22 protein-coding genes and 1 pseudogene are annotated in these 21,312 nt (G+C 57.5%); 19 read left to right on the plus strand and 4 right to left on the minus strand.

What is annotated here, in order from left to right:
- Positions 1-168 precede the first annotated feature (168 nt).
- On the plus strand, positions 169-1,338 hold the full coding sequence (locus ACSIPU_RS22980; RefSeq protein WP_196558120.1) for a M20 aminoacylase family protein: 1,170 nt from the start codon (positions 169-171) through the stop codon (positions 1,336-1,338).
- A gap of 25 nt (positions 1,339-1,363) precedes the next feature.
- Positions 1,364-2,755, plus strand: coding sequence for an MFS transporter (locus ACSIPU_RS22985; protein WP_196558119.1), 1,392 nt, complete (start codon positions 1,364-1,366; stop codon positions 2,753-2,755).
- Here ACSIPU_RS22985 and pspF read toward each other — a convergent pair.
- Complete coding sequence (pspF, locus tag ACSIPU_RS22990; RefSeq protein WP_017146047.1) at positions 2,746-3,735, minus strand: phage shock protein operon transcriptional activator; 990 nt, start codon at positions 3,733-3,735, stop codon at positions 2,746-2,748. The two genes, ACSIPU_RS22985 and pspF, sit on opposite strands and share 10 nt — an antisense overlap.
- A 152-nt stretch (positions 3,736-3,887) precedes the next feature.
- Here pspF and pspA point away from each other — a divergent pair, with 152 nt between their 5' ends.
- The 9 genes from pspA to ACSIPU_RS23035 all read left to right on the plus strand — a co-directional run bounded on the left by pspA (position 3,888) and on the right by ACSIPU_RS23035 (position 11,343).
- Positions 3,888-4,556, plus strand: a complete 669-nt coding sequence (gene pspA, locus ACSIPU_RS22995; RefSeq protein ID WP_004101456.1) for a phage shock protein PspA — start codon at positions 3,888-3,890, stop codon at positions 4,554-4,556.
- A gap of 50 nt (positions 4,557-4,606) precedes the next feature.
- Positions 4,607-4,831 carry an envelope stress response membrane protein PspB gene (pspB, locus tag ACSIPU_RS23000; RefSeq protein ID WP_004101459.1) on the plus strand — a complete coding sequence of 75 codons (225 nt, stop codon included), beginning with the start codon at positions 4,607-4,609 and terminating at the stop codon, positions 4,829-4,831.
- A complete protein-coding gene (pspC, locus tag ACSIPU_RS23005; RefSeq protein ID WP_004101461.1) occupies positions 4,831-5,190 on the plus strand; it encodes an envelope stress response membrane protein PspC in 360 nt (119 codons plus the stop codon). Before pspB ends, pspC begins: the two co-directional genes overlap by 1 nt.
- Positions 5,191-5,209: 19 nt before the next feature.
- Positions 5,210-5,440, plus strand: a complete 231-nt coding sequence (pspD, locus tag ACSIPU_RS23010) for a phage shock protein PspD (RefSeq protein WP_004101464.1) — start codon at positions 5,210-5,212, stop codon at positions 5,438-5,440.
- A 33-nt stretch (positions 5,441-5,473) separates the two neighbouring features.
- The gene (gene pspE, locus ACSIPU_RS23015) at positions 5,474-5,788 is read left to right on the plus strand and encodes a thiosulfate sulfurtransferase PspE (RefSeq protein WP_004112461.1); all 315 of its coding nucleotides are present in this window, start codon (positions 5,474-5,476) and stop codon (positions 5,786-5,788) included.
- Between the two features lie 89 nt (positions 5,789-5,877).
- Entirely contained in the window at positions 5,878-7,275 is a 1,398-nt protein-coding gene (locus ACSIPU_RS23020; protein WP_004101472.1) for a YcjX family protein, read from the plus strand.
- Entirely contained in the window at positions 7,272-8,333 is a 1,062-nt protein-coding gene (locus ACSIPU_RS23025; protein ID WP_004101473.1) for a YcjF family protein, read from the plus strand. Before ACSIPU_RS23020 ends, ACSIPU_RS23025 begins: the two co-directional genes overlap by 4 nt.
- Before the next feature lie 285 nt (positions 8,334-8,618).
- Positions 8,619-10,160, plus strand: a complete 1,542-nt coding sequence (gene tyrR / locus ACSIPU_RS23030) for a transcriptional regulator TyrR (protein ID WP_004101475.1) — start codon at positions 8,619-8,621, stop codon at positions 10,158-10,160.
- A 127-nt stretch (positions 10,161-10,287) separates the two neighbouring features.
- On the plus strand, positions 10,288-11,343 hold the full coding sequence (locus ACSIPU_RS23035) for an AbrB family transcriptional regulator (RefSeq protein WP_196558118.1): 1,056 nt from the start codon (positions 10,288-10,290) through the stop codon (positions 11,341-11,343).
- Between the two features lie 45 nt (positions 11,344-11,388).
- Here the strand turns inward: ACSIPU_RS23035 and tpx are convergent, their stop codons facing one another.
- On the minus strand, positions 11,389-11,895 hold the full coding sequence (gene tpx, locus ACSIPU_RS23040; RefSeq protein WP_196558117.1) for a thiol peroxidase: 507 nt from the start codon (positions 11,893-11,895) through the stop codon (positions 11,389-11,391).
- Positions 11,896-11,996: 101 nt separating this feature from the next.
- Here tpx and ycjG point away from each other — a divergent pair, with 101 nt between their 5' ends.
- Complete coding sequence (ycjG, locus tag ACSIPU_RS23045) at positions 11,997-12,962, plus strand: L-Ala-D/L-Glu epimerase (RefSeq protein WP_196558116.1); 966 nt, start codon at positions 11,997-11,999, stop codon at positions 12,960-12,962.
- On the opposite strand, the gene mpaA is transcribed toward ycjG, so the two are convergent.
- Positions 12,953-13,666, minus strand: a complete 714-nt coding sequence (gene mpaA / locus ACSIPU_RS23050) for a murein tripeptide amidase MpaA (RefSeq protein ID WP_017146042.1) — start codon at positions 13,664-13,666, stop codon at positions 12,953-12,955. The two genes, ycjG and mpaA, sit on opposite strands and share 10 nt — an antisense overlap.
- Positions 13,667-13,855: 189 nt before the next feature.
- Here mpaA and ACSIPU_RS23055 point away from each other — a divergent pair, with 189 nt between their 5' ends.
- Positions 13,856-15,472, plus strand: coding sequence for a peptide ABC transporter substrate-binding protein (locus tag ACSIPU_RS23055; protein ID WP_004101482.1), 1,617 nt, complete (start codon positions 13,856-13,858; stop codon positions 15,470-15,472).
- A 196-nt stretch (positions 15,473-15,668) separates the two neighbouring features.
- Here the strand turns inward: ACSIPU_RS23055 and ACSIPU_RS23060 are convergent, their stop codons facing one another.
- Positions 15,669-15,800, minus strand: a complete 132-nt coding sequence (locus ACSIPU_RS23060; RefSeq protein ID WP_257787381.1) for a hypothetical protein — start codon at positions 15,798-15,800, stop codon at positions 15,669-15,671.
- A 352-nt stretch (positions 15,801-16,152) separates the two neighbouring features.
- Between ACSIPU_RS23060 and ACSIPU_RS23065 the strand changes: the two genes are divergently transcribed.
- The 6 genes and pseudogenes from ACSIPU_RS23065 to ACSIPU_RS23090 all read left to right on the plus strand — a co-directional run.
- Positions 16,153-16,320, plus strand: a complete 168-nt coding sequence (locus ACSIPU_RS23065) for a hypothetical protein (RefSeq protein WP_285160382.1) — start codon at positions 16,153-16,155, stop codon at positions 16,318-16,320.
- Between the two features lie 600 nt (positions 16,321-16,920).
- Positions 16,921-18,264 (plus strand): type VI secretion system baseplate subunit TssK, encoded by a 1,344-nt coding sequence (gene tssK, locus ACSIPU_RS23070; RefSeq protein ID WP_126489000.1) that lies wholly within the window; start codon positions 16,921-16,923, stop codon positions 18,262-18,264.
- On the plus strand, positions 18,261-18,926 hold the full coding sequence (gene tssL / locus ACSIPU_RS23075) for a type VI secretion system protein TssL, short form (protein ID WP_196558115.1): 666 nt from the start codon (positions 18,261-18,263) through the stop codon (positions 18,924-18,926). The genes tssK and tssL overlap by 4 nt, the downstream gene beginning before the upstream one ends.
- A complete protein-coding gene (locus tag ACSIPU_RS23080) occupies positions 18,923-20,629 on the plus strand; it encodes an OmpA family protein (RefSeq protein WP_196558114.1) in 1,707 nt (568 codons plus the stop codon). The genes tssL and ACSIPU_RS23080 overlap by 4 nt, the downstream gene beginning before the upstream one ends.
- A 250-nt stretch (positions 20,630-20,879) precedes the next feature.
- Complete coding sequence (locus ACSIPU_RS23085; RefSeq protein ID WP_023329595.1) at positions 20,880-21,119, plus strand: hypothetical protein; 240 nt, start codon at positions 20,880-20,882, stop codon at positions 21,117-21,119.
- Positions 21,116-21,312, plus strand: a pseudogene (locus tag ACSIPU_RS23090) (type VI secretion system tip protein VgrG); the annotation flags it as partial. The gene ACSIPU_RS23085 and the pseudogene ACSIPU_RS23090, both read left to right, overlap by 4 nt.

Raw genomic sequence — 21,312 nt, forward strand, 5'->3', positions numbered from 1 at the left:
ACCGCCTCCTGAAGACAAAAAACAGCGTGTTGTTTTTTGTCATAACTGTTTTGTATGAAAAACACTCATTAATAATCCGTCACTATAAAACAAAAAAGCGCATTTTAAAGCCGCCATGGATGCATAAACTCGAAAGTGTCGTGCAAACACAACACAGGAATAATAAAAATGACACACCCGATTATTGAGGCATTACAGGTTAATGAGGCGCAGTTTGTCGCTCTTCGTCGCCGTTTCCACCAGCAGCCGGAAATCGGTTTTGAAGAGCATAAAACCAGCGAAGAGGTGGCCCGACTGCTCGGCGAGTGGGGCTATCAGGTCCATCGTGGACTGGCGGGAACCGGCGTGGTCGGTACCTTACGTGCAGGCGACGGTCAAAAACGGTTGGGACTTCGGGCGGATATGGACGCGCTGCCGATGCAGGAGATGAGCGGCAAAGCGTGGGCCAGCCAGATAGAGGGACGTTTTCATGGCTGCGGCCACGACGGTCATACCACCACCTTACTTTACGCCGCGGAATATCTGGCGCGCACGCGGCAGTTTAACGGCACGCTGCAGCTTATTTTTCAGCCGGCTGAGGAACTGCTCTACGGCGGCCGGGTTATGCTCGAAGACGGCCTGTTCGACCAGTTTCCCTGCGATGCCATTTTTGGCCTGCATAATATGCCGGGACAACCGTTAGGCAAAATCGGTCTGCGCGACGGGGCGATGATGGCCTCATCCGACACTCTCCATATTGAAGTCAAAGGGGTTGGTGGACACGGCGCGCTGCCGGAGCATACCGTCGACGCTACGCTGGTGGCCTGCCATATCACCCTGGCGCTGCAATCCATTGTCTCCCGCAATATCACGCCGTTTGAGCCGGCTGTCGTGACCGTGGGCAGCATCCAGGCCGGGCATGCGCCGAATATTATCAATGACAAGGCCTTAATGAAGCTCACTGTGCGCACCTTAAACGAACAGGTTCGCGAGACCGTACTGCAGCGCATTCACGATATCGCCGTCGCTCAGGCCGAGAGCTTTAACGCCAGCGCCGCCATTACCCACGTTAACGGCAGCCCGGTTTTAAGAAACGATCCGGCAGCCAATGAGATGGTTCGGAAGGTGGCGGCTTCGCTATTTGGCGAGGAGCTGGTCGGCGAAGTGAAGTCGTTTATGGGCAGCGAAGATTTTGCTTTTATGCTCGAGCGTAATCCGAACGGCTGCTATTTCACCATCGGAGCCGGGGATGAAGCGGATCGCTGTATGGTGCATAACCCGGGGTATGACTTCAACGATGCCCTGTTGCTAAAAGGCGCCGCGCTGTGGTGCGCCCTGACGGAACACTATTTGCGTTAATCTCCGCAACGAAGAGGACCCTGCTATGAGTTCTGTATCGCTAAGCGAAGCGCAGTTCGTCGGCACCGATCGCCTGCTGGCGGGTATTGTATTGAGCGTTCTGACCTTCTGGCTGTTTGCCCAGTCGGTGATTAACGTGGTTCCGGCAATGAAAAGCAGCCTTGATATTTCGCTGGAAACCCTGACCCTGGCGGTGAGCCTGAGCGCCTTGTTCAGCGGCTGCTTTGTGGTCGCCAGCGGCGGGCTGGCGGATAAATTCGGCCGCATGCGCATGACCACCCTGGGCCTGATTCTCAGCATAGCCGGCAGCGCAATGCTGGTGCTCTCCCAGGGACCCGCGCTGTTCCTGGCCGGACGCGTTTTACAGGGGCTATCGGCCGCCTGCATCATGCCGGCGACGCTGGCATTAATAAAAACCTGGTATGAAGGTAAAGCGCGCCAGCGGGCGGTCAGCTTCTGGGTCATCGGCTCCTGGGGCGGCAGCGGGCTGTGCTCGTTTGTCGGCGGGGCGATTGCTACCGGACTGGGCTGGCGCTGGATCTTTGTTTTCTCCATCGCGGTAGCGCTGGCGGCGCTGTTTTTACTGCGCGGTACGCCGGAGAGCCGCAGCGCCAGCGCGCAGCAGCATAAGCTGGACATCAGCGGCCTGCTCAGCCTGATCCTTGCGCTGGTGCTGTTAAATCTGTTTATCAGCAAAGGCCACGGCTGGGGCTGGAGCAGCGGAACCTCGCTGACGATGCTGGGCGGCGCGGTGGCGGCGGGGTTATTTTTTATCCGCAGCGGTCGGCGTAAGGGCGACGCGGCGTTGATTGATTTTGCGCTGTTTCGTAACCGGGCCTACAGCGCCGCGGTGCTGTCGAATTTTCTGCTCAACGCCGCCATCGGTACCATGATGATTGCCAGCATCTGGCTCCAGCAGGGGCACCATCTAAGCCCGCTGGAGAGCGGAATGATGACGCTCGGCTACCTGGTCACCGTGCTGGTGATGATCCGGGTGGGCGAAAAGCTGCTGCAACGCTACGGCGCGCGCTTGCCGATGATCGCCGGCCCGGTTTTTACCGCGCTTGGCATCCTGCTTATTTCCTGCACCTTTCTCGATAAATCGACCTATATCGTCACGGTCTTTTTCAGCAACGTGCTGTTTGGCTTTGGACTGGGCTGCTACGCTACTCCGTCAACGGACACCGCGGTGGTCAACGCTCCAGAGAATAAGGTCGGGGTGGCGTCGGGAATTTATAAGATGGGTAGTTCGCTCGGCGGGGCGATGGGTATAGCGGTGACGGCGTCACTTTTTGCGCTGTTTTTACCGCTGGGAATGGCCAGCGCGGCGCAGTATGCGCTGTGGTTTAACGCCGCACTCTGTCTCGGTTCAATGACGCTGAGCGCGCTGCTGCTGCCGGGCATAGCTCAAAGCTGATGCTTTTTCAGTAGCGCCCGCAGCTGGTGATAGGTTAGCCCCAGTAGTTCGGCCGCCTGCTTTTGATTGTACTTCGCCTGCTCAAGGCTTCTCTCGAGCAGGCTTTTTTCTTGCTCCTGCTGGAAAGCGCGCAAATCGAGCGGCAACGTGGGGCCGGGCGCCTTTTCTGCTGCAGCGGGCGGGGCAGTTTGCTGCTGGCGGAAGGGGTTAATAATAATATTATCCAGCTCGCTTTCACTGCTGCCGTGACGGTAAACCGACCGTTCCACCACGTTTTTTAATTCACGGATATTCCCCGGCCAACGGTAGTTCTGCAGCGTCACGGCGGCGCGTTCGCTAAAGCCGGGAAACAACGGCAGTCCGAGTTCGCGGCACATCTGGATAGCAAACTGGGTGGCGAGCAGCATAATATCGCTCTGGCGTTCGCGCAGCGGCGGCAACTGCACCACATCGAAAGCCAACCTGTCGAGTAGGTCAGCGCGAAAGAGCCCATCTTCCACCATTTGTGGCAGATCGGCGTTGGTCGCGCACACCAGGCGGACGTTAACCTGCAGCGGCTGGCTGCCGCCGACGCGCTCGAGTTCGCCATACTCAATCACGCGCAGCAGCTTTTCCTGCACCAGCATCGGCGCGGTGGCCAGCTCATCAAGAAACAGGGTACCGCCGTCGGCGCGCTCGAAGCGCCCCGGATGGCGTTTACTGGCCCCCGTAAATGCCCCGGCTTCATGACCGAATAACTCGGAATCGAGCAGGTTTTCATTCAGCGCAGCGCAGTTCAGCGAGATAAACGGCCCCTGCCAGCGGGAAGAGAGGAAGTGCAGGCGGCTGGCGATCAGCTCCTTACCGGTTCCGCGTTCGCCAATCACCAGCACCGGTTTATCGAGCGGCGCCAGTCTTGAGACCTGTTCCAGCACTTCCAGGAAGCTGTTGGCCTCGCCGAGCAGGTTGTCCTTGTATTCCGCCATGATGAATTTCGCCATTAAGTAGTGTGATTCACCAGGTCACTTTAGCAATGCGTTGGCCAGATAACAACCACTTCTTTTAAAATCAATAAGATAAAAAGTTGGCACGGCATTTGTATTAGTGATGGCACAGGCCGGTGCCTGATACCAGAACTATGAGGATTGAAATTATGGGTATTTTTTCTCGTTTTGCCGACATCGTGAACGCCAACATTAACTCTCTGCTGGAGAAAGCGGAAGATCCGCAGAAGCTGGTTCGACTGATGATCCAGGAGATGGAAGACACGTTGGTTGAAGTGCGTTCGACCTCGGCGCGGGCGTTGGCTGAAAAGAAACAGCTGACCCGTCGTATTGAACAGGCCGTTGCGCAGCAGGCGGAATGGCAGGAGAAAGCCGAACTGGCGTTGCGTAAAGAGAAAGAGGATCTGGCTCGTGCGGCGCTGATCGAGAAGCAGAAGCTGACCGACCTGATCGCTAGCCTGGAAAATGAAGCGCAGCTGGTTGATGAAACGCTGGCGCGGATGAAAAAAGAGATTGGCGAGCTGGAGAATAAACTGAGCGAAACGCGCGCCCGTCAGCAGGCGTTGATGCTGCGCCATCAGGCCGCAAGTTCCTCCCGCGACGTTCGTCGTCAGCTGGACAGCGGCAAGATTGATGAGGCGATGGCGCGCTTTGAATCGTTTGAACGCCGTATCGATCATATGGAAGCCGAAGCCGAAAGCCACCGCTTCGGTAAAGATAAATCGCTGGATCAGCAGTTCGCCGATCTGAAAGCGGACGATGAAATCAGCGAGCAGCTGGCGGCGTTGAAAGCCAAAATGAATCAAAATAACCAGTAATGAATTCGGGCGGCACCGAGACGTGCCGCCGCCATCTGCAAGGAGTTCACATGAGCATGCTTTTTCTCGCCATCCCTTTGACGTTGTTTGTGCTGTTTGTTTTGCCGGTCTGGCTTTGGCTGCATTACAACAACCGCACCGCCAGCGGCAGTTTATCGCAAAACGAGCAGCAGCGCCTGCTGCAGCTGACCGATGACGCAAAGCGCATGCGCGAGCGTATTCAGGCGCTGGAAGCCATTCTTGACGCTGAGCATCCGAACTGGAGAGAAAAATAATGGGCGGACTGGATCTGAGTAAAAAACTGTGGCGCATTCCACAGCAGGGCATGGTCAAAGGCGTTTGCGCCGGTATCGCGCAGTACCTGGACGTGCCGGTTAAGCTGGTGCGCCTGATTACCGTACTGGCAATGATTTTTGGCCTGTTCCTGTTTGTGGTGGTGGCCTACATCATTCTCTCGTTTGCGCTGGATCCTATGCCGGAAAGCGAGCTGTATGGTGAAAAAACGCCGAGCAGCGGAGAGCTGCTGGCTGCTGCGGATAAGGAGCTGGCTGCAGGGGAGCGCCGTCTGCGTGAAATGGAACGCTACGTCACCTCTGACACCTTTTCGCTACGCAGTCGTTTTCGTCAGCTATAACTGAAAGTTGAGGTTAATAATGAACATGAAATGGCAGCAGGCCGGGCAAAAAGTTAAACCGGGTCTGAAAATCGCAGGCAAGCTGGTGCTGCTCACCGCGCTGCGCTACGGCCCGGCGGGCGTCGCTGGCTGGGCGGTAAAATCCGTCGCGCGTCGGCCGCTGAAAATGCTGCTGATGCTTGTTCTGGAACCGATGCTCAGCCGGGCGGCGCAGCGGTTTTCTAAACGTCGTGGATGGCGTATGTTATGAGTGCCTAAAAACTCACTCTATCAGGATGATAAAATGCGAAAATTGTTTCTGGGTTTAGCGCTGGCGATGGCTTTACCCGCCTTCGCGGCGGAGCACTGGATTGACGTCCGCGTTCCGCAGCAGTATCAAAAAGAACACGTTGACGGCGCGGTGAACATACCGCTGGCGGATTTAAAATCGCGGATTGCGGCTGAAGTGCCGGATAAAAACGATACCATTCACGTCTATTGTAACGTTGGCCGACAGTCGGGCCAGGCTCAGCAGCTGCTGAGCGAAATGGGCTACACGCAGGTGGTGAATGCCGGCGGCCTCAGTCAAATAGCGATGCCGAAAAGCGCCAGCCACTAACCGTCAGCCCCGCCGCAGCGGGGCTATTGCACTTTATTGATTAGCCCTCATGTCTATTTCCCTCGTTCTTCAGGCTCAACAGGATGGCGATGAAGCGACTCAAAACAGAATTTAATGCGCTGGTGAATCGTGGGGTTGACCGGCATCTCCGTCTGGCCGTCACCGGTCTTAGCCGTAGCGGCAAGACCGCGTTTATTACCGCACTGGTCAATCAGCTACTGAATATCCACGCCGGGGCACGGCTGCCGCTGCTTAGCGCGGCCAGAGAAGAACGCCTGCTGGGCGTCAAGCGCGTCCCGCAGCGGGATTTTGGCATTCCGCGTTTTACCTATGACGAAGGGCTGGCCCAGCTCTATGGACAACCTCCGGTCTGGCCGACGCCCACCCGCGGCGTCAGCGAAATCCGCCTCGCTCTGCGCTATCGCTCTAACGATTCGCTGCTGCGCCATTTTAAAGAGACTTCGACGCTCTATCTGGAGATTGTCGATTATCCCGGCGAGTGGCTGCTGGATCTGCCGATGCTGGCCCAGGATTACCTGACCTGGTCACGACAGATGACCGGACTGCTGCAGGGGCAGAGGGCGGCGTGGTCGGCGCGCTGGCGGCAGCTTTGCGAAGGGCTGGATCCGCTGGCGCCCGCCGATGAAACCCGTCTGGCGGAGATCGCCGCGGCGTGGACCGATTATCTGCACAGCTGTAAGCGCGAAGGGATGCATTTTATTCAGCCCGGGCGCTTTGTGCTGCCCGGCGAAATGGCCGGCGCGCCGGCGCTGCAGTTCTTCCCCTGGCCGGACGTTGATGCCGCCGGTGAGGCTAAGCTGGCGCAGGCGGACAAACAGACCAATGCCGGAATGCTGCGCGAGCGTTTTAAATACTACTGCGAGAAAGTGGTGAAAGGCTTCTACAAAGATCATTTTCTCCGCTTCGACCGGCAGATTGTGCTGGTGGACTGCCTGCAGCCGCTTAACAGCGGGCCTCAGGCGTTTAACGACATGCGTCTCGCGCTGACGCAGCTGATGCAAAGCTTCCACTATGGCCAGCGCACGCTGTTTCGTCGTCTGTTCTCACCGGTTATCGATAAGCTGCTGTTCGCCGCGACCAAAGCCGATCACGTCACCGTCGATCAGCACAGCAATATGGTATCGCTGCTGCAGCAGCTGATTCAGGATGCCTGGCAGAACGCGGCGTTTGAAGGCATCAGCATGGATTGCCTGGGTCTGGCGTCGATTCAGGCGACGCAGAGCGGGCTTATTGAGGTGAACGGGGAGAAGATCCCTGCGCTGCGGGGGCATCGGCTAAGCGACGGACAGCCGCTGACCGTCTATCCCGGGGAAGTGCCCGCGCGCCTGCCGGGTCAGGCCTTCTGGGAGCAGCAGGGCTTTCAGTTTGAAAACTTCCGCCCGCAAGTGATGGATGTTGATAAACCGCTGCCGCATATTCGCCTCGACGCGGCGCTGGAATTTTTGATCGGAGATAAATTGCGATGACCGAACCCTTAAAACCGCGTATTGATTTCGACGGCCCGCTGGAGGTGGTAAAGGCGCAAATTCTGAAATCCGCTCGCGCTTTTGACGGCGCGGATGCGGAGAAGTTCGCCCCTGCGCGCCTTGACGCGCCGGAAGAAGAAGAGGGGGCGGCGGAAGCGGTAGTGGAGTCGGTGCTGCGGCCTAAGCGCAGCCTGTGGCGAAAGATGGTCAGCGCCGGGCTGGCTATTTTTGGCGTCAGCGTCGTAGCGCAGGGCGTGCAGTGGACGATGACCGCCTGGCAAACGCAAGACTGGATCGCCCTCGGCGGCTGCGCAGCCGGCGCGCTGATTGTCGGGGCGGGCGTCGGCTCGGTAGCGACCGAATGGCGCCGTCTGTGGCGGTTACGCCAGCGCGCGCACGAGCGCGATGAGGCTCGGGACCTGATGCACAGCCATGCGGTCGGCAAAGGGCGTGCCTTTTGCGAAAAGCTGGCCCGGCAGGCGGGTCTCGATCAATCGCATCCGGCGCTGCAACGCTGGTATGCAGCGATCCACGAAACGCAAAACGATCGCGAAGTGGTAAGCCTGTACGCGCAGATCGTGCAGCCGGTGCTGGATGCGCAGGCACGGCGTGAGATTAGCCGCTCGGCGGCGGAATCGACGCTGATGATTGCCGTCAGTCCCCTGGCGCTGGTGGATATGGCGTTTATCGCCTGGCGTAATTTACGCCTCATCAACCGCATCGCCACTCTGTACGGTATTGAGCTCGGCTACTACAGCCGCCTGCGCCTGTTCCGTCTGGTGCTGCTGAATATCGCTTTTGCCGGCGCCAGCGAGCTGGTGCGGGAAGTCGGGATGGACTGGATGTCGCAGGATCTGGCAGCCAGGCTATCGGCGCGCGCGGCGCAGGGGATTGGCGCCGGGCTGTTGACCGCGCGGCTGGGTATCAAGGCGATGGAGCTCTGCCGCCCGCTGCCGTGGATCGCCGATGATAAACCGCGGCTGGGGGACTTCCGCCGCGAGCTGATCGGCCAGCTAAAAGAGACGTTGCAGAAGAGCAAAAGCGGCGCGGAAAAATAAGTCGCTTAAGCATTCCCGGCTTGCGGCGTGAGCGCCTTAGCCGGGCTATCACTCCACAGAAGGCTGTCACTTATCTCACGGCGATGCACAGCGCAATCGGGGGAGAAAAGCAGCGGCGATGACGACCGGTTCTTTATTGCCATTTTCCTCCCTGAGCGCATAACTTTACGGCAGAAAGGCCATTTTTCCGCCATGCTGTCAATAATTGTTGACAGCTATCTTCACGCCAGCAAATAACTGTCCTATTATTCATCCGTTATTGGCCTCTTTAGGGTGAAAACTCCTATGCGTCTTGAAGTCTTTTGTGAAGACCGTCTTGGTCTGACTCGTGAATTGCTCGATTTACTGGTGCTGCGCGGTATCGACCTGCGGGGTATCGACATTGACCCTATTGGCCGAATTTATCTCAATTTCGCCGAGCTGGAGTTCGCTAGCTTCAGCAGTCTGATGGCGGAAATTCGTCGTATCGCCGGCGTCACCGACGTGCGCACCGTGGCGTGGATGCCGTCAGAGCGTGAACATCTGGCGCTCAGCGCGCTGCTGGTGGCGATGCCGGAGCCTGTGCTCTCTCTCGACACCAAAGGAAAAGTCGAACTGGCTAACCCGGCCAGCTGTCAGCTGTTTGGCCAGAGCCAGGAGAAGCTGCGCAGCCATCCGGTCGCACAGCTGATTACCGATTTTAACGTCCAGCGCTGGCTGGAAAATAGTCCGCAGGAGTCCCACGCCGAGCACGTGGTGGTTAACGGGCAGAACTTCCTGCTGGAGATCACCCCGGTTTATCTCGAAGGCGAACACGGCGAGAAGGTGCTGACCGGCGCGGTAGCGATGCTGCGTTCAACGGTCCGTATGGGGCGCCAGCTGCAAACGATGACCATTCAGGACACCAGCGCCTTCAGCCAGATCCTCGCCGTAGGCCCGAAAATGCGCCACGTCGTCGAGCAGGCTCGCAAGCTGGCTATGCTCAGCGCGCCGCTGCTGATCGTCGGCGATACCGGTACTGGTAAAGATTTGCTCGCCCACGCCTGCCACCTCGCCAGCCCGCGAGCGGGGAAACCTTACCTGGCCCTGAACTGCGGCTCCATTCCGGAGGACGCGGTGGAGAGCGAGCTGTTTGGCGACGCTATCCAGGGCAAAAAGGGGTTCTTTGAGCAGGCTAACGGCGGTTCGGTTCTGCTGGATGAAATTGGCGAAATGTCGCCGCGAATGCAGACTAAGCTGCTGCGCTTCCTCAACGATGGAACCTTCCGCCGGGTCGGGGAAGATCATGAAGTCCACGTAGATGTACGGGTGATCTGCGCGACGCAGAAAAACCTGGTGGAGCTGGTGCAAAAAGGGCTGTTCCGCGAGGATCTTTATTATCGTCTTAACGTCCTGACGCTCTATCTACCGCCGCTGCGCGATTGTCCGCAGGACATCATGCCGCTGACCGAACTGTTTGTGGCGCGTTTCGCCGATGAGCAGGGTATCCCGCGGCCGAAACTTTCTGCCGATTTAAACAGCGTATTGACGCGCTATAGCTGGCCAGGCAACGTGCGCCAGCTCAAAAACGCGATTTACCGTGCCCTGACTCAGCTGGACGGTTTTGAACTGCGCCCTCAGGATATCCTGCTGCCGGATCACGACGTCTCGTCATTAGCGGTTGGCGAAGAAGCGATGGAAGGCTCGCTGGATGATATCACGCGCCGTTTCGAGCGCTCGGTGCTTACCCAGCTTTATCGTAGCTTCCCCAGCACGCGTAAACTGGCCAGGCGGCTTGGCGTCTCGCATACCGCCATCGCCAATAAACTTCGCGAGTACGGCCTGAGCCAGAAAAAAGGCGACGAGTAATTCCCGCCGACCGGCTGCCTGCGCCGTCGGTCGGCACTTCCAGAACATTTCCAGAAAAAGGAGGGGGACTGGCGGCGAATGAATCTGTATATACTGCGTTTTTACCCTCTTTTTTGCAGGAATACGCATGTGGATCTGGCGTAGTCGTTTTTTTCAGTGGATGAAACTGCTGGTGCTCTCCAGCGCGATCTCTTTTGCGCTGTTCTGGTTTCACCTCCCGGCCGCGCTGCTGCTGGGGCCGATGATTGCCGGCATTTGCCTGAGCCTTCGCGGCGCGGAAATCCGCGTTCCCCGACCCTTTTTTATTGCCGCTCAGATGATTATCGGCTGCATGATCGCCCGTAGCCTGACGCCCTCGATTTTCGGTGTTCTGCTGGCAAACTGGGCGCTGGTGCTGCTGATTCTCTTCTCCACGCTCGCCATCAGCTCGCTGGCGGGATGGCTGCTGGTGCGCTATAGCGCGCTACCCGGCGCCACCGGGGCGTGGGGAAGTTCGCCGGGCGGCGCTTCGGCGATGGTTATTATGGCCCAGGAGTACGGCGCCGACGTTCGACTGGTGGCGCTGATGCAGTATTTGCGCGTACTTTTTGTTGCCGGTGCCGCGGCGCTGGTGGTTCGCGTTGCGCTCGGCGGCGAAGCCCAGGAGATGACTCAGCAGGTCGCCTGGTTTCCCCCGATAAGCTGGCAGCTACCGCTTACGCTGCTGGTGACGGCGGCCGCGGGATGGCTGGGGCTGCGTCTGCGCTTTCCGTCCGGTGCGATGCTTTTCCCGATGCTGATCGGCGCGCTGGTGCAGGGAGAAGGCTGGCTGCAGCTTGAACTCCCTGAGTGGCTGCTGGCGCTGGCTTATGCCGCCGTTGGCTGGAGCGTTGGTCTAAAGTTTAATAAACAGATCTTCCTGCTGGCGTTAAAAACCCTGCCGCAGATCCTGGCATCGATTATCGGCCTGATTCTGCTATGTGCGCTGATGGCTTATGGACTGACGCAGGTTTTACCGCTGGACTTTATGACCGCCTATCTGGCGACCAGCCCGGGCGGGCTGGACACGGTAGCGATTATCGCTGCCGGCACGCGGGCGGATATGTCTTTTATTATGGCGATGCAGACGTTGCGCCTGTTCACTATCTTGCTGACCGGCCCGGCGATTGCGCGCTTTATCTCCCGCTATGCGACGCGGGAATAAAAAAAGCCCCCGTTTAACGAGGGCTTACGTTACCTGGTGGGGATATTACGCTTTCAGCGCGGCCAGGGCTGCGTCGTAGTCCGGCTCTTCGGTGATTTCATTCACCAACTGGCTGTATACCACCTGGTCGTTTTCATCAATCACGACCACAGCACGCGCTGCCAGACCGGCCAGCGGGCCCGCGGAGATCGCTACGCCGTAGTCGGCCAGGAACTGCGCACCGCGCAGAGTGGACAGAGTCACGACGTTGTTCAGGCCTTCAGCGCCGCAGAAGCGTGACTGGGCGAACGGCAGGTCGGCGGAAATGCACAGCACTACGGTGTTGTTCAGTTCTGACGCCAGTTGGTTGAATTTACGTACCGATGCCGCGCAAACGCCGGTATCGATGCTTGGGAAAATGTTCAGCACTTTACGGGAGCCCGCAAACTGGCTCAGCGCGACGTCAGAGAGATCTTTGGCCACCAGCGTAAACCGCTGCGCTTTAGCGCCTGCCTGCGGAATGGTGCCTTGAACAGAAACGGGGTTGCCCTGGAAATGCACGGTTTGTGACATGGTTATCTTCCTGTTTACATATAGTTAACGTCGCGGCTAGTGTATGACATCCGTCATCGGCACGGCAAATCCTTTTAATACTTACCTGCGAGGTTCAGGGAATGCGAAATCTGCGAGTCTATGAAGAAGCCTGGCCGCTACATAGCCCTTTTGTGATCGCCCGCGGCAGCCGCAGCGAGGCAAAAGTCGTGGTGGTGGAAATTGAAGAGAATGGCATCAAGGGCACGGGGGAATGCACGCCTTATCCTCGTTATGGAGAGAGTATCGCCTCGGTGATGGCGCAGATTATGGCGATCGGCGAACAGATTGAGCGGGGCGTCACTCGAGAGCAGATTCAACGCCTGCTGCCGCCAGGGGCCGCGCGTAATGCAGTGGACTGCGCGCTCTGGGACTGGCAGGCGCGCAGCGCGGGTAAAAGCATCTCGCAGCTGTTAGGCGTGACGCTGCCCAAGCGGGTGGTTACGGCGCAAACGGTGGTGATCGGCACCCCCGACCAGATGGCGGCCAGCGCGTCGGCCCTGTGGGAGAAAGGTGCCACGCTGCTGAAAGTGAAGCTTGATGACCATCTGATTAGCGAGCGGTTAATTGCCATTTGCGAGGCGGTTCCGCAGGCAACGCTCATCGTCGATGCCAATGAAGCCTGGCGCAGCGACGGTCTGGCCGAGCGCTGTCAGCTGCTGGCGGACGTCGGCGTCGCGATGCTGGAGCAACCCCTTCCGGCTGGGGCCGATGAAGCGCTGGCGAATTTTATCCATCCGCTGCCTATTTGCGCTGATGAGAGCTGCCATACTCGCGATAGCCTGGCGGCGCTGCGCGGCCGCTATGAAATGGTTAATATCAAGCTGGATAAGACCGGTGGTCTGACTGAAGCGCTGCTGCTGGCGGAGGAGGCAGAACGCCTGGGATTTGCGCGGATGCTGGGCTGTATGCTGTGTACGTCGAGAGCGATTAGCGCGGCGCTACCGCTGGCGCCGCTGGCCCGTTTTGCCGATCTTGATGGTCCAACATGGCTGGCCGTGGATGTCGAGCCGGCGCTGCGCTTCAGCACCGGGGTGCTTCATCTCTGAGAGTGCCAGTGCAGCAGCTCCGTCATGGCCTGCAGATATTTCTCCGTTGCTTCGTCGGCGGATATTGCCGGGAATTCGGCGGTGATACAGGGCAGGCCGATATCGGCGCACCAGCTGCCAAAAGAACCGGGCGTTTCATAGCCGACGCTACCCACCAGCGGCAGGCTAAACGCATCGGCCAGCCATTGCCCCAGTTCGCTGTGGCCGGGGTCTTCAATGCAGGCCAGCGGATCGTGAAATGAGATCACCCATGCCGGGTGGATCTGATGGATCAACTGGCACAGCGCCCGGGTCTCGGGTTCCGAACCTGGCTTTTCGCCGGTGAGTAGAACGACATCGCGCTGCTCTGCCGCGCTGTTCCAGCGGTAGACGGTTTCTCCTTCCTTCCAGTTCGCCGCTGGAAAATTCCGGTTCAGGTCGATACCGCGTGCGTTAGCCCGCAGCCCCAGCTGACAGCCGTCAGGGTTGACCGCCAGCACCACGTGATGACGGCGCAGCTCTGGCTTGAGGGTTCGTAGCGCACAGGAAAGGGTGACGATGGAGGCGTTTTCATCGCCGTGAGTACCGGCAAGGATCAGGCCGCTACGGCTATCGGCCAGCGGCGCCGGAAACCACAGCAGCGGCGCGCCCAGGTAAGACTGGCCGTAGCGTTGGGTTCCAGGCGGAAAATCACCGCGCTGGGGGCGAGGACGAGAAACGGGCATAGGGCATCCTGTTATCAGGTTATTTTTCAGCAGTGTTGTGTAAAACCGTCCCGGAATCAAATAGTTTCCAGCAATGTTGAAATCAGCATATATGTCAACTTTCTTTCACAAGCTGTTTGCAATTTCAGGTGATGAAACAAATAATTATCGCACTGCCAGCTCTGGTTTTTTTATTTTAAAGGGGATCTTATGAAGTATCCTGTCAAATTGACATGCGGCGCGCTGTGGTTAGCCAGCGTCTCTTCTCTTGCCTGGGCGGCGGATGTCCCGCCCGGCACCGTATTAGCCGAAAAACAGGTGCTGGTGCGGCACATAAAAGATGAGCCCGCCACCTTAGATCCCGCGAAAGCCGTCGGCCTGCCTGAAATTCAGGTTATCCGCGATCTTTTTGAAGGTTTAGTCAATCAGGATGAGAAAGGCAACCTAATACCAGGCGTGGCGACTCGCTGGCAGAGCAATGATAACCGCGTCTGGACTTTTACCCTGCGCGATAATGCCCGCTGGTCCGATGGAACGCCGGTGACGGCAGAAGATTTTGTCTATAGCTGGCGACGGCTGGTTGACCCCAAAACCACTTCACCCTTTGCCTGGTTTGCGGCGCTGGCCGGTATCGCCAATGCGCAAAATATCATTGATGGTAAAGCCGCGCCGGATACTCTTGGCGTCACCGCCGTAGACGCGCGAACGCTGCGCGTTCAGCTGGATAAACCGCTGCCGTGGTTCAGCAATCTGACCGCCAGCTTTGCGTTTTATCCGGTCCAGAAGGCGAATGTTGAGAGCGGCGACAGCTGGACTCGTCCGGGAAGCCTGATTGGCAACGGCGCGTACGTTTTAAAGGATCGCGTGGTGAATGAAAAACTGGTGGTGGTTCCCAATACGCACTACTGGGACAACGGCAAAACGGTGATCCAGCAGGTCACGTTTACGCCCATTAATCAGGAGTCAGCGGCAACTAAGCGCTATCTGGCCGGTGATATCGATATTACCGAGTCGTTCCCGAAAAATATGTATCAGAAGCTGATGAAGGATATTCCGGGGCAGGTTTACACTCCGCCGCAGCTGGGCACCTATTATTACGCATTTAACACACAGAAAGGGCCAACCGCCGATGAGCGCGTCCGCCTGGCGCTGAGTATGACTATCGACCGCCGTCTGATGGCGGAAAAAATTCTGGGTACTGGTGAGAAACCGGCCTGGCGTTTTACTCCGGATGTCACTGCCGGCTTCACTCCCCAGCCGTCGCAAATCGAGAGCATGAGCCAGGCTGAGCTGAATGCCCAGGCCAAAGCGCTGCTGCAGGCGGCGGGCTACGGCCCGGGTCGCCCGCTGAAGCTCAGCCTGTTGTATAACACCTCGGAGAATCATCAGAAAATCGCCATTGCGGTAGCGTCTATGTGGAAGAAGAATCTTGGCGTCGACGTGAAGCTGCAAAATCAGGAGTGGAAAACCTATATCGACAGCCGTAATACCGGCAACTTCGATGTGATTCGCGCTTCGTGGGTGGGGGATTACAATGAACCTTCAACGTTCCTGTCGCTGCTAACCTCGACGCACAGCGGTAATATCTCCCGCTTCAACGATCCGGCCTACGACAAAATTCTCACTCAGGCGGCGCTGGAAACGTCGGAAAAGGCGCGCAATGACGATTACAACGCGGCGGAAAAAATCATTATGGCGAAAGCGCCTATTGCGCCGATTTACCAGTATACCAACGGGCGACTGATTAAACCGTGGCTGAAAGGGTATCCGATTGCCAATCCGGAAGACGTCGCCTATAGCCGCACGATGTATATCGTGAAGCACTGATGAGCACCGGTTGCCTGCGGGCGTCAGGCAACCATCACATCTCTCCAGAGCGCGGCCCGCAGCGCCAGCTAACCTGTATTCTATTTCCCGCCGCAGCAGCAAACCTCACTTTCGTCAGCTCTTACTCGCCTGGTCAATGAACAGCGTAGAGGCCATCAGATATCATTTTTAAAATCTATATTTATCCTATCTGAAATTATTGATATTTATATTTATCGTCGGGGTTGGGCTGGCTGATGGCTTGCGAGCGGTCAAACGTACTCAACATATCTTTTTGGATACGCGCAATCTTTTCCGCCTCGGGAATGGCCTGATTGCCTTCGCTCATTGATTAGCATCAATAAACTCCGTTTGTTTATATGTGAATTTAATATTTATTCATTTGTGAGATGTGAATTTTTTATTTATCGCAGTCAGATGATGAATGTTTTTGTTGATTTTGTGCGCATGATGCTTATTATTTTTTGTATTTTCATTTAAATGCTTAAGCAAAGTCTTATATTTGGCCTGAATACGGATGAGTTGCTCTATTCTGATGTCTGGCCCTGCGATGATTGTGCAAAGAAAATCGTTATGTTTGGCCCATACGCCTCCAGGGAAGGAAGCGCTATGGCCAGGATATTGCGAGTGCGGCTGTAAGGCGGCCTCTGATTTAAGCTGAGGCTGCACGTCAGAGGGGTGTGAATAGCGGCGTCGCATTTCCGCTTATGCGCTGCATCGTTACTGGCTTAAGTAATGGCAAAGCGGGCGTCTTTTATCTGGAAGATAAAAAAATTCAACGCCAATGGGAACTCTTTTTAGCTGCGCGTTTTCATAATGTCGTGCAGAAGAGCGTTTATCTGGGCTGAGCAGGCGCTAAAAGAACGGACGGGGAATAATATGCGTCAGAGTGTCTAAGTTTTTAAAGGCCTTGAATACGAGCAGGATGCATGCGAGAAACTTTAACTTCATGCCATTCTGGCGATACGTCAATTATCCCGCGCCCTCAAATACAGACTTTGATATCGCTATATTCAGAAAGGCGTTTGAATAAATTCTAAAAGACGCCGCGTTGACTCAGAAATTATGAGCCGAAATGAACACGCTGGCCCCTGAATTAATCGGGTGCGTTGTTTAATCAATTATCCGGAAATGGCTGAAGTTGGTAAATATCAACACCGCTTCGCGAAAGGCAAGCCGCAGTACTGGAAACAGAGAGTACTCGTTGTTTTCTGTTTAAAAAACAACCTAATCCGGGCGTGCTGTTGGGGTGAGATGAATCCCTTTCTGGATATGGAGGCGCTTTCTGTCGCCCCTCAGGCGAGGGTCTGGAAGCGTTATAGAAAAGTTTAAGGGTGAGGGCCGTCAATCGGAAAATAGCGCGGAGCAGCCCGACAAAGCCCTGGAAGACACGGACGTGCCCCTGTCGCAGGTGGGTCTGATATCAAAAGCGTAATACAGGAGCAGGGATGAAAACAGTACGACCGTTATGGGGACGGGGGCAGATGATCTCTCCCCAACATTTTCAGCAGGAAACCGCGCAATCGGCCTGGCAGACAGAGTATGTCGCCCGGCTGGGGGCAATTCATCCCTGGGGAGTGGCGCGGGCGGAGTTTAATACCGCGCTGCTGAAGCAGGGGAAACTGAAAGCCGACCACCTGTGCGTGCGTTTCGCCGACGGCACGCTCATTGATAGCGATAACGCCGATGCGTTGCCGCCGGTGATGAACCTGCCGGAAACAGAACATCACGAACTGACGGTGGTTCTGGCGCTGCCCCATGAGCATGAGAACGGTGGCAACTGTCTGCAGCCGGAGCAGAGAGCGGAGCGTCCCGTGCGCTGGCGTCTGGCCTGGCGGGAGGTGCGAAACCGCTATGGGGAGGACTGCCGCCAGATTGCGGTAATGCAGCCGGAGCTGACGCTGCGTGAGGCCGATAGCGACAACGCTGATTACCAGACCGTCGCCGCGATCCGTCTTACGCGCGATAGCCAGGGACACTGGTCGCAGGACGAGTCTTTTCTGCCGCCGCTGCTGAACGTACAGGCCAGCCGTTGGTTGAGGGAACAAACCGAACAGTTGACGGGTCAGCTCCGTGCGCGCCTGCAGCGCCTGATGTCTATGCGTCGGGAAAGCAACGAGCGAATGGCCGACTTCGCGGTAGCGGACGTGTCGCTGTTCTGGCTGCTGAGTGCGCTCAACAGCGCTGAGCCGGTGCTCAGCCATTTTGTTCGTCATCCGCAGGTGCATCCGGAACGTCTGTATACAGCGTTGGCCGGTCTGGCAGGTAGCCTGCTGACTTTTTCTCTTGAACACACTACAGCCGATATTCCGGCCTATCGTCATGAGCAGTTAACGGCGGTCTTTCCTCCATTGTTTGACTTGCTGGGGGGACTGCTGGAAGCCAGTCTGCCATCGAGGGTGGTGGCGATTGACATGGTTCATGATGAACGACGCAAGCGCTGGCATGCCCGTCTGCACGATCCACGACTGCGTGAAGAGGCGGATTTTTATCTCTCAGTACGATCGGCGCTGCCGGTAGCGCAGCTACTGGAGCAGTTTCCGCTTCAGTGCAAAGCGGGCAGCCCGGATGAAGTCGACCGGGTCGTTAACGGTTCGCAACCCGGCATCCCTCTGCGCGCGATGAGCCACGTTCCGGCGGCCATCCCGCTGCGCCTGGAGAACCAGTATTTCACCCTTGATATGGCCCATCCGGCGGCGCGAGCGATGCTGTTGGAAGGCAGTTGTGTCTTTTACGTCCCCGGTCTGCTGGGCGCCCCTGAACTCGAACTCTATGCGGTACTGCGCTCATGAAACAGGATACGAATATCGATGCCCTGATGGCTGACGCCTGGTTGACGGTGACGGAACTGCGGTGCGGGGCGAGACTGGCCGACGGGGAGGGCGAACGCCTCTGGCGACATTGCGTAGAGCATATTGAAAAGGTCATGGCGGAACTGGAGACCGCGGGCCTCAGCGAGGCGAGCCGTCGGCATATTCTCTACGCCTGGTGTGCGCTGCTGGATGAGACAGCTAAAGGACGTGAAGGTGAGGATGATGCCTGCATCGTCTGGTATGACCGTCCGCTGCAGGCGAAATACTTCGGTGCCCTGGACGCCGGCGATGCGCTGTATGAGCGGATGCGACAGGTTCTGGATGAGCCCGCGCCGGATGTGGCGGTACTGACCTGCTTCCATCGCGTGTTGATGCTGGGCTTTAAGGGATGTTATGCCCTGGATGAGCCGGTTCGCGACCAGCTTATCACCAGGCTGGCGGAGCGCGTTTCGCCGTTTGAAACCGATCAGAGCCAGCCTGTACTGGCGGGTATATCCGGGCGTAGCGGCCTGGCGGACGGGTTGCGACGCTGGCCGGTTTGCCTCGGGCTGTCGCTGGTTGCGATCGCCGCGCTGTGGCTGGGGCTAAATCATTGGCTTGATTCCCTGATTACAACCCTGCTGCTCGGGGCGGAAAAATGAGCGTGAACCATTTGCGCCTGTTATGGCTCTGGGCCGGGATCCTTGCGGTACTGCTCTGTTTGCTGTTTCTGCCGCTGGCTACCGGCGGGCGGATTCTGGCTGTTGCGCTGATCCTGACCGCAGTCATCGTTGCCCTGATTGTCGCCGGGCGCAAGGGGGAATGGGGACTTACAGAGGATGCCTGGCTGGATGACATTCCGGACGCGCCGTACCGCCTGCCGGTGGTGCTGGTCTGCGGTGATATCGCCAGGTGGCCGGAGTGCGGGGTGGTTTTGCGTACGGCTCAGGGCTGCTGGTTAAATGTTCCTACCGCCGAACTGCAGCAGACGGTACGTACTCTTCTGCGTAAACGCCCGGATCTGATATCGCAGCTGGCGGTGATGGTCTGCGTTTGCCCGCAGTTGCACGGTGATGAGGCGGCGCTGGCGGTCGGGCTTAATGAGCTGCGCTGGCAGCTGAACCAGGCGCGGAGCGACTGCCGCCGCTCGGTGCCTTTACTACTGAGCAGTCACGTGGCAGGGGCGTCTGTTCCTCACTCGCTATGGCAGACAGCGCAGACCGGGGAAGCCATGCAGGTGTGGCAGGCGAATGACGCGCCTTGCTGCACCGGGACCTGGCTGGCGCAAAAGAACGGAAGGGAGCGTCTGGCCACACAGGTGAGGATGAATGCGCTGGTTCGCCTGACGCACGAGACGGCGCTGGCTATGCTGACGGCGCCCTCTGTTGATACGCCCCCGGTGATACCCGCTATGATGCTGTATCACATGACGCCGTCGGGGGCACCGGTTCTGCCTCAGAATCTGTGGCAGCGCTGGTTGTCTCATCATACCGCTCTGGGCTCACTACCTGGCTGGCAGCCTGATACCTCATCAGCGGATGTCCTGTTACCGGATTTTATTCTGCCACTGTTGCCATTGGGCGTCAGCGAGACGCCACGCGCCAGGATTTTACGCCGGGCGTTCTGTCTGTTCACCCTTGCCATTCTCATCGCACTGTGCGCCAGCGCGTGGAACAACCGCCAGCTACTGCAGCGGGTGGGGTTCGATATTCAGCACTATGAGCAGATTGCGATGGTTGACTACGCCTCGAAAGCCCGCGCCCTGCAAATCCTGAGTGGGGATGCGGTTCAACTGGATCAGTGGGCGCGCCGCGGTGAGCCGCTGAACCTGAGTCTCGGTCTGTATCACGGGGCCTATTTACGCATACCGGTGTTGGCCGCGATTCGTTCCTGGGAACCCCCACCTCCGCCACAAAAACCAGCACAAAAAACCGTGCCGAAAACCATCCGCCTCGACAGCATGTCGCTGTTCGATACCGGGAGGTGGGCGCTTAAGCCCGGATCGACAAAGCTGCTGGTGCACTCGTTGGTTGGCATCAAAGCAAAACCCGGCTGGCTGATTGTCGTTGCGGGCCATACCGACAGTACCGGTGAGGAAAAAGCCAACCAGATACTTTCGCTGAAGCGTGCCGAATCGGTGCGCGACTGGATGCGTGACACCGGAGATGTACCGGAGAGCTGTTTTGCGGTGCAGGGCTTCGGCGAGAACCGTCCTGTAGCCACCAATGAAACGGTTGAAGGGCGTGCGCTGAACCGCCGTGTCGAAATCAGTCTGGTACCGCAGGTGAATGCCTGCCAGCCACCGGGCATGCCTTCGGCCTTATCGCGGGAGAGCGGCGCGTCAATCAATGAAACGGAGAAGTAGCATGGCAACTCCGGTCTGCCTGTTGCTGAAGAGCAACGGCGGAGCGGATATCACAGACTCCCATACGTCAAACGTAGGTGTCACTACTTGAGCCTGAAGCGGGCAGGTTTTCCTGTCCGCAGTTATTTTGCTGAGCAGCCGCGGGGCAAGTGTTCAACAACGACAAAAATTGGTCTGCTGGCCTGATGCGCTTTGGTAAGTGAACAGCGACGGGCGGTAGCGTACCTGAAATGATTGAAGAGAAACTCTCATGGAAAATCCCGCCATTTTGTTACGTCGTCTTCACCCAAACTGCGCCCGCGCAACAGAAGGTCTCTTCTGCCTGCCGCCGAACGCCGGGATAAGCCTGCTCTGCCAGCAGATATTACCGGCGGTAAGCCAGCTGCGCTTAAGCCCTGTGGCTGCAGGACAGTTGCCTCAGCGTCCTTCTCCGGGTCGGGACGATAAGAAAATGATTGCGATGACGTTTGAGAAAGAGGTGAGCGTATGAGTGATATCCCGGCACAGCAGTTCAGCCACAACCATCCTCTGTTAACGGTGCGCGGCTGCCGCGCCCTGCTGGACGTGCTGGCCTTTGAAGGCGATGAGGCCCTGAGCGAACCGTTCAGCTACCAGATTGAATTCACCAGCGCCGACAAAACCCTCACGCCGCAGCAGATGCTGATGCAGGATGCCGCCTTCAC

Source organism: Klebsiella sp. HN106, assembly GCF_051209435.1.
Lineage (GTDB): Bacteria > Pseudomonadota > Gammaproteobacteria > Enterobacterales > Enterobacteriaceae > Klebsiella > Klebsiella oxytoca.

What these genes read in the sequence shown, in the direction of transcription:
- ACSIPU_RS22980 (WP_196558120.1), top strand. Translation starts at nt 169, where the DNA reads ATGACACACCCGATTATTGAGGCATTACAGGTTAATGAGGCGCAGTTT.
- ACSIPU_RS22985 (WP_196558119.1), top strand. Translation starts at nt 1,364, where the DNA reads ATGAGTTCTGTATCGCTAAGCGAAGCGCAGTTCGTCGGCACCGATCGC.
- pspF (WP_017146047.1), bottom strand. Translation starts at nt 3,735, where the DNA reads ATGGCGAAATTCATCATGGCGGAATACAAGGACAACCTGCTCGGCGAG.
- pspA (WP_004101456.1), top strand. Translation starts at nt 3,888, where the DNA reads ATGGGTATTTTTTCTCGTTTTGCCGACATCGTGAACGCCAACATTAAC.
- pspB (WP_004101459.1), top strand. Translation starts at nt 4,607, where the DNA reads ATGAGCATGCTTTTTCTCGCCATCCCTTTGACGTTGTTTGTGCTGTTT.
- pspC (WP_004101461.1), top strand. Translation starts at nt 4,831, where the DNA reads ATGGGCGGACTGGATCTGAGTAAAAAACTGTGGCGCATTCCACAGCAG.
- pspD (WP_004101464.1), top strand. Translation starts at nt 5,210, where the DNA reads ATGAACATGAAATGGCAGCAGGCCGGGCAAAAAGTTAAACCGGGTCTG.
- pspE (WP_004112461.1), top strand. Translation starts at nt 5,474, where the DNA reads ATGCGAAAATTGTTTCTGGGTTTAGCGCTGGCGATGGCTTTACCCGCC.
- ACSIPU_RS23020 (WP_004101472.1), top strand. Translation starts at nt 5,878, where the DNA reads ATGAAGCGACTCAAAACAGAATTTAATGCGCTGGTGAATCGTGGGGTT.
- ACSIPU_RS23025 (WP_004101473.1), top strand. Translation starts at nt 7,272, where the DNA reads ATGACCGAACCCTTAAAACCGCGTATTGATTTCGACGGCCCGCTGGAG.
- tyrR (WP_004101475.1), top strand. Translation starts at nt 8,619, where the DNA reads ATGCGTCTTGAAGTCTTTTGTGAAGACCGTCTTGGTCTGACTCGTGAA.
- ACSIPU_RS23035 (WP_196558118.1), top strand. Translation starts at nt 10,288, where the DNA reads ATGTGGATCTGGCGTAGTCGTTTTTTTCAGTGGATGAAACTGCTGGTG.
- tpx (WP_196558117.1), bottom strand. Translation starts at nt 11,895, where the DNA reads ATGTCACAAACCGTGCATTTCCAGGGCAACCCCGTTTCTGTTCAAGGC.
- ycjG (WP_196558116.1), top strand. Translation starts at nt 11,997, where the DNA reads ATGCGAAATCTGCGAGTCTATGAAGAAGCCTGGCCGCTACATAGCCCT.
- mpaA (WP_017146042.1), bottom strand. Translation starts at nt 13,666, where the DNA reads ATGCCCGTTTCTCGTCCTCGCCCCCAGCGCGGTGATTTTCCGCCTGGA.
- ACSIPU_RS23055 (WP_004101482.1), top strand. Translation starts at nt 13,856, where the DNA reads ATGAAGTATCCTGTCAAATTGACATGCGGCGCGCTGTGGTTAGCCAGC.
- ACSIPU_RS23060 (WP_257787381.1), bottom strand. Translation starts at nt 15,800, where the DNA reads ATGAGCGAAGGCAATCAGGCCATTCCCGAGGCGGAAAAGATTGCGCGT.
- tssK (WP_126489000.1), top strand. Translation starts at nt 16,921, where the DNA reads ATGAAAACAGTACGACCGTTATGGGGACGGGGGCAGATGATCTCTCCC.
- tssL (WP_196558115.1), top strand. Translation starts at nt 18,261, where the DNA reads ATGAAACAGGATACGAATATCGATGCCCTGATGGCTGACGCCTGGTTG.
- ACSIPU_RS23080 (WP_196558114.1), top strand. Translation starts at nt 18,923, where the DNA reads ATGAGCGTGAACCATTTGCGCCTGTTATGGCTCTGGGCCGGGATCCTT.
- ACSIPU_RS23085 (WP_023329595.1), top strand. Translation starts at nt 20,880, where the DNA reads ATGGAAAATCCCGCCATTTTGTTACGTCGTCTTCACCCAAACTGCGCC.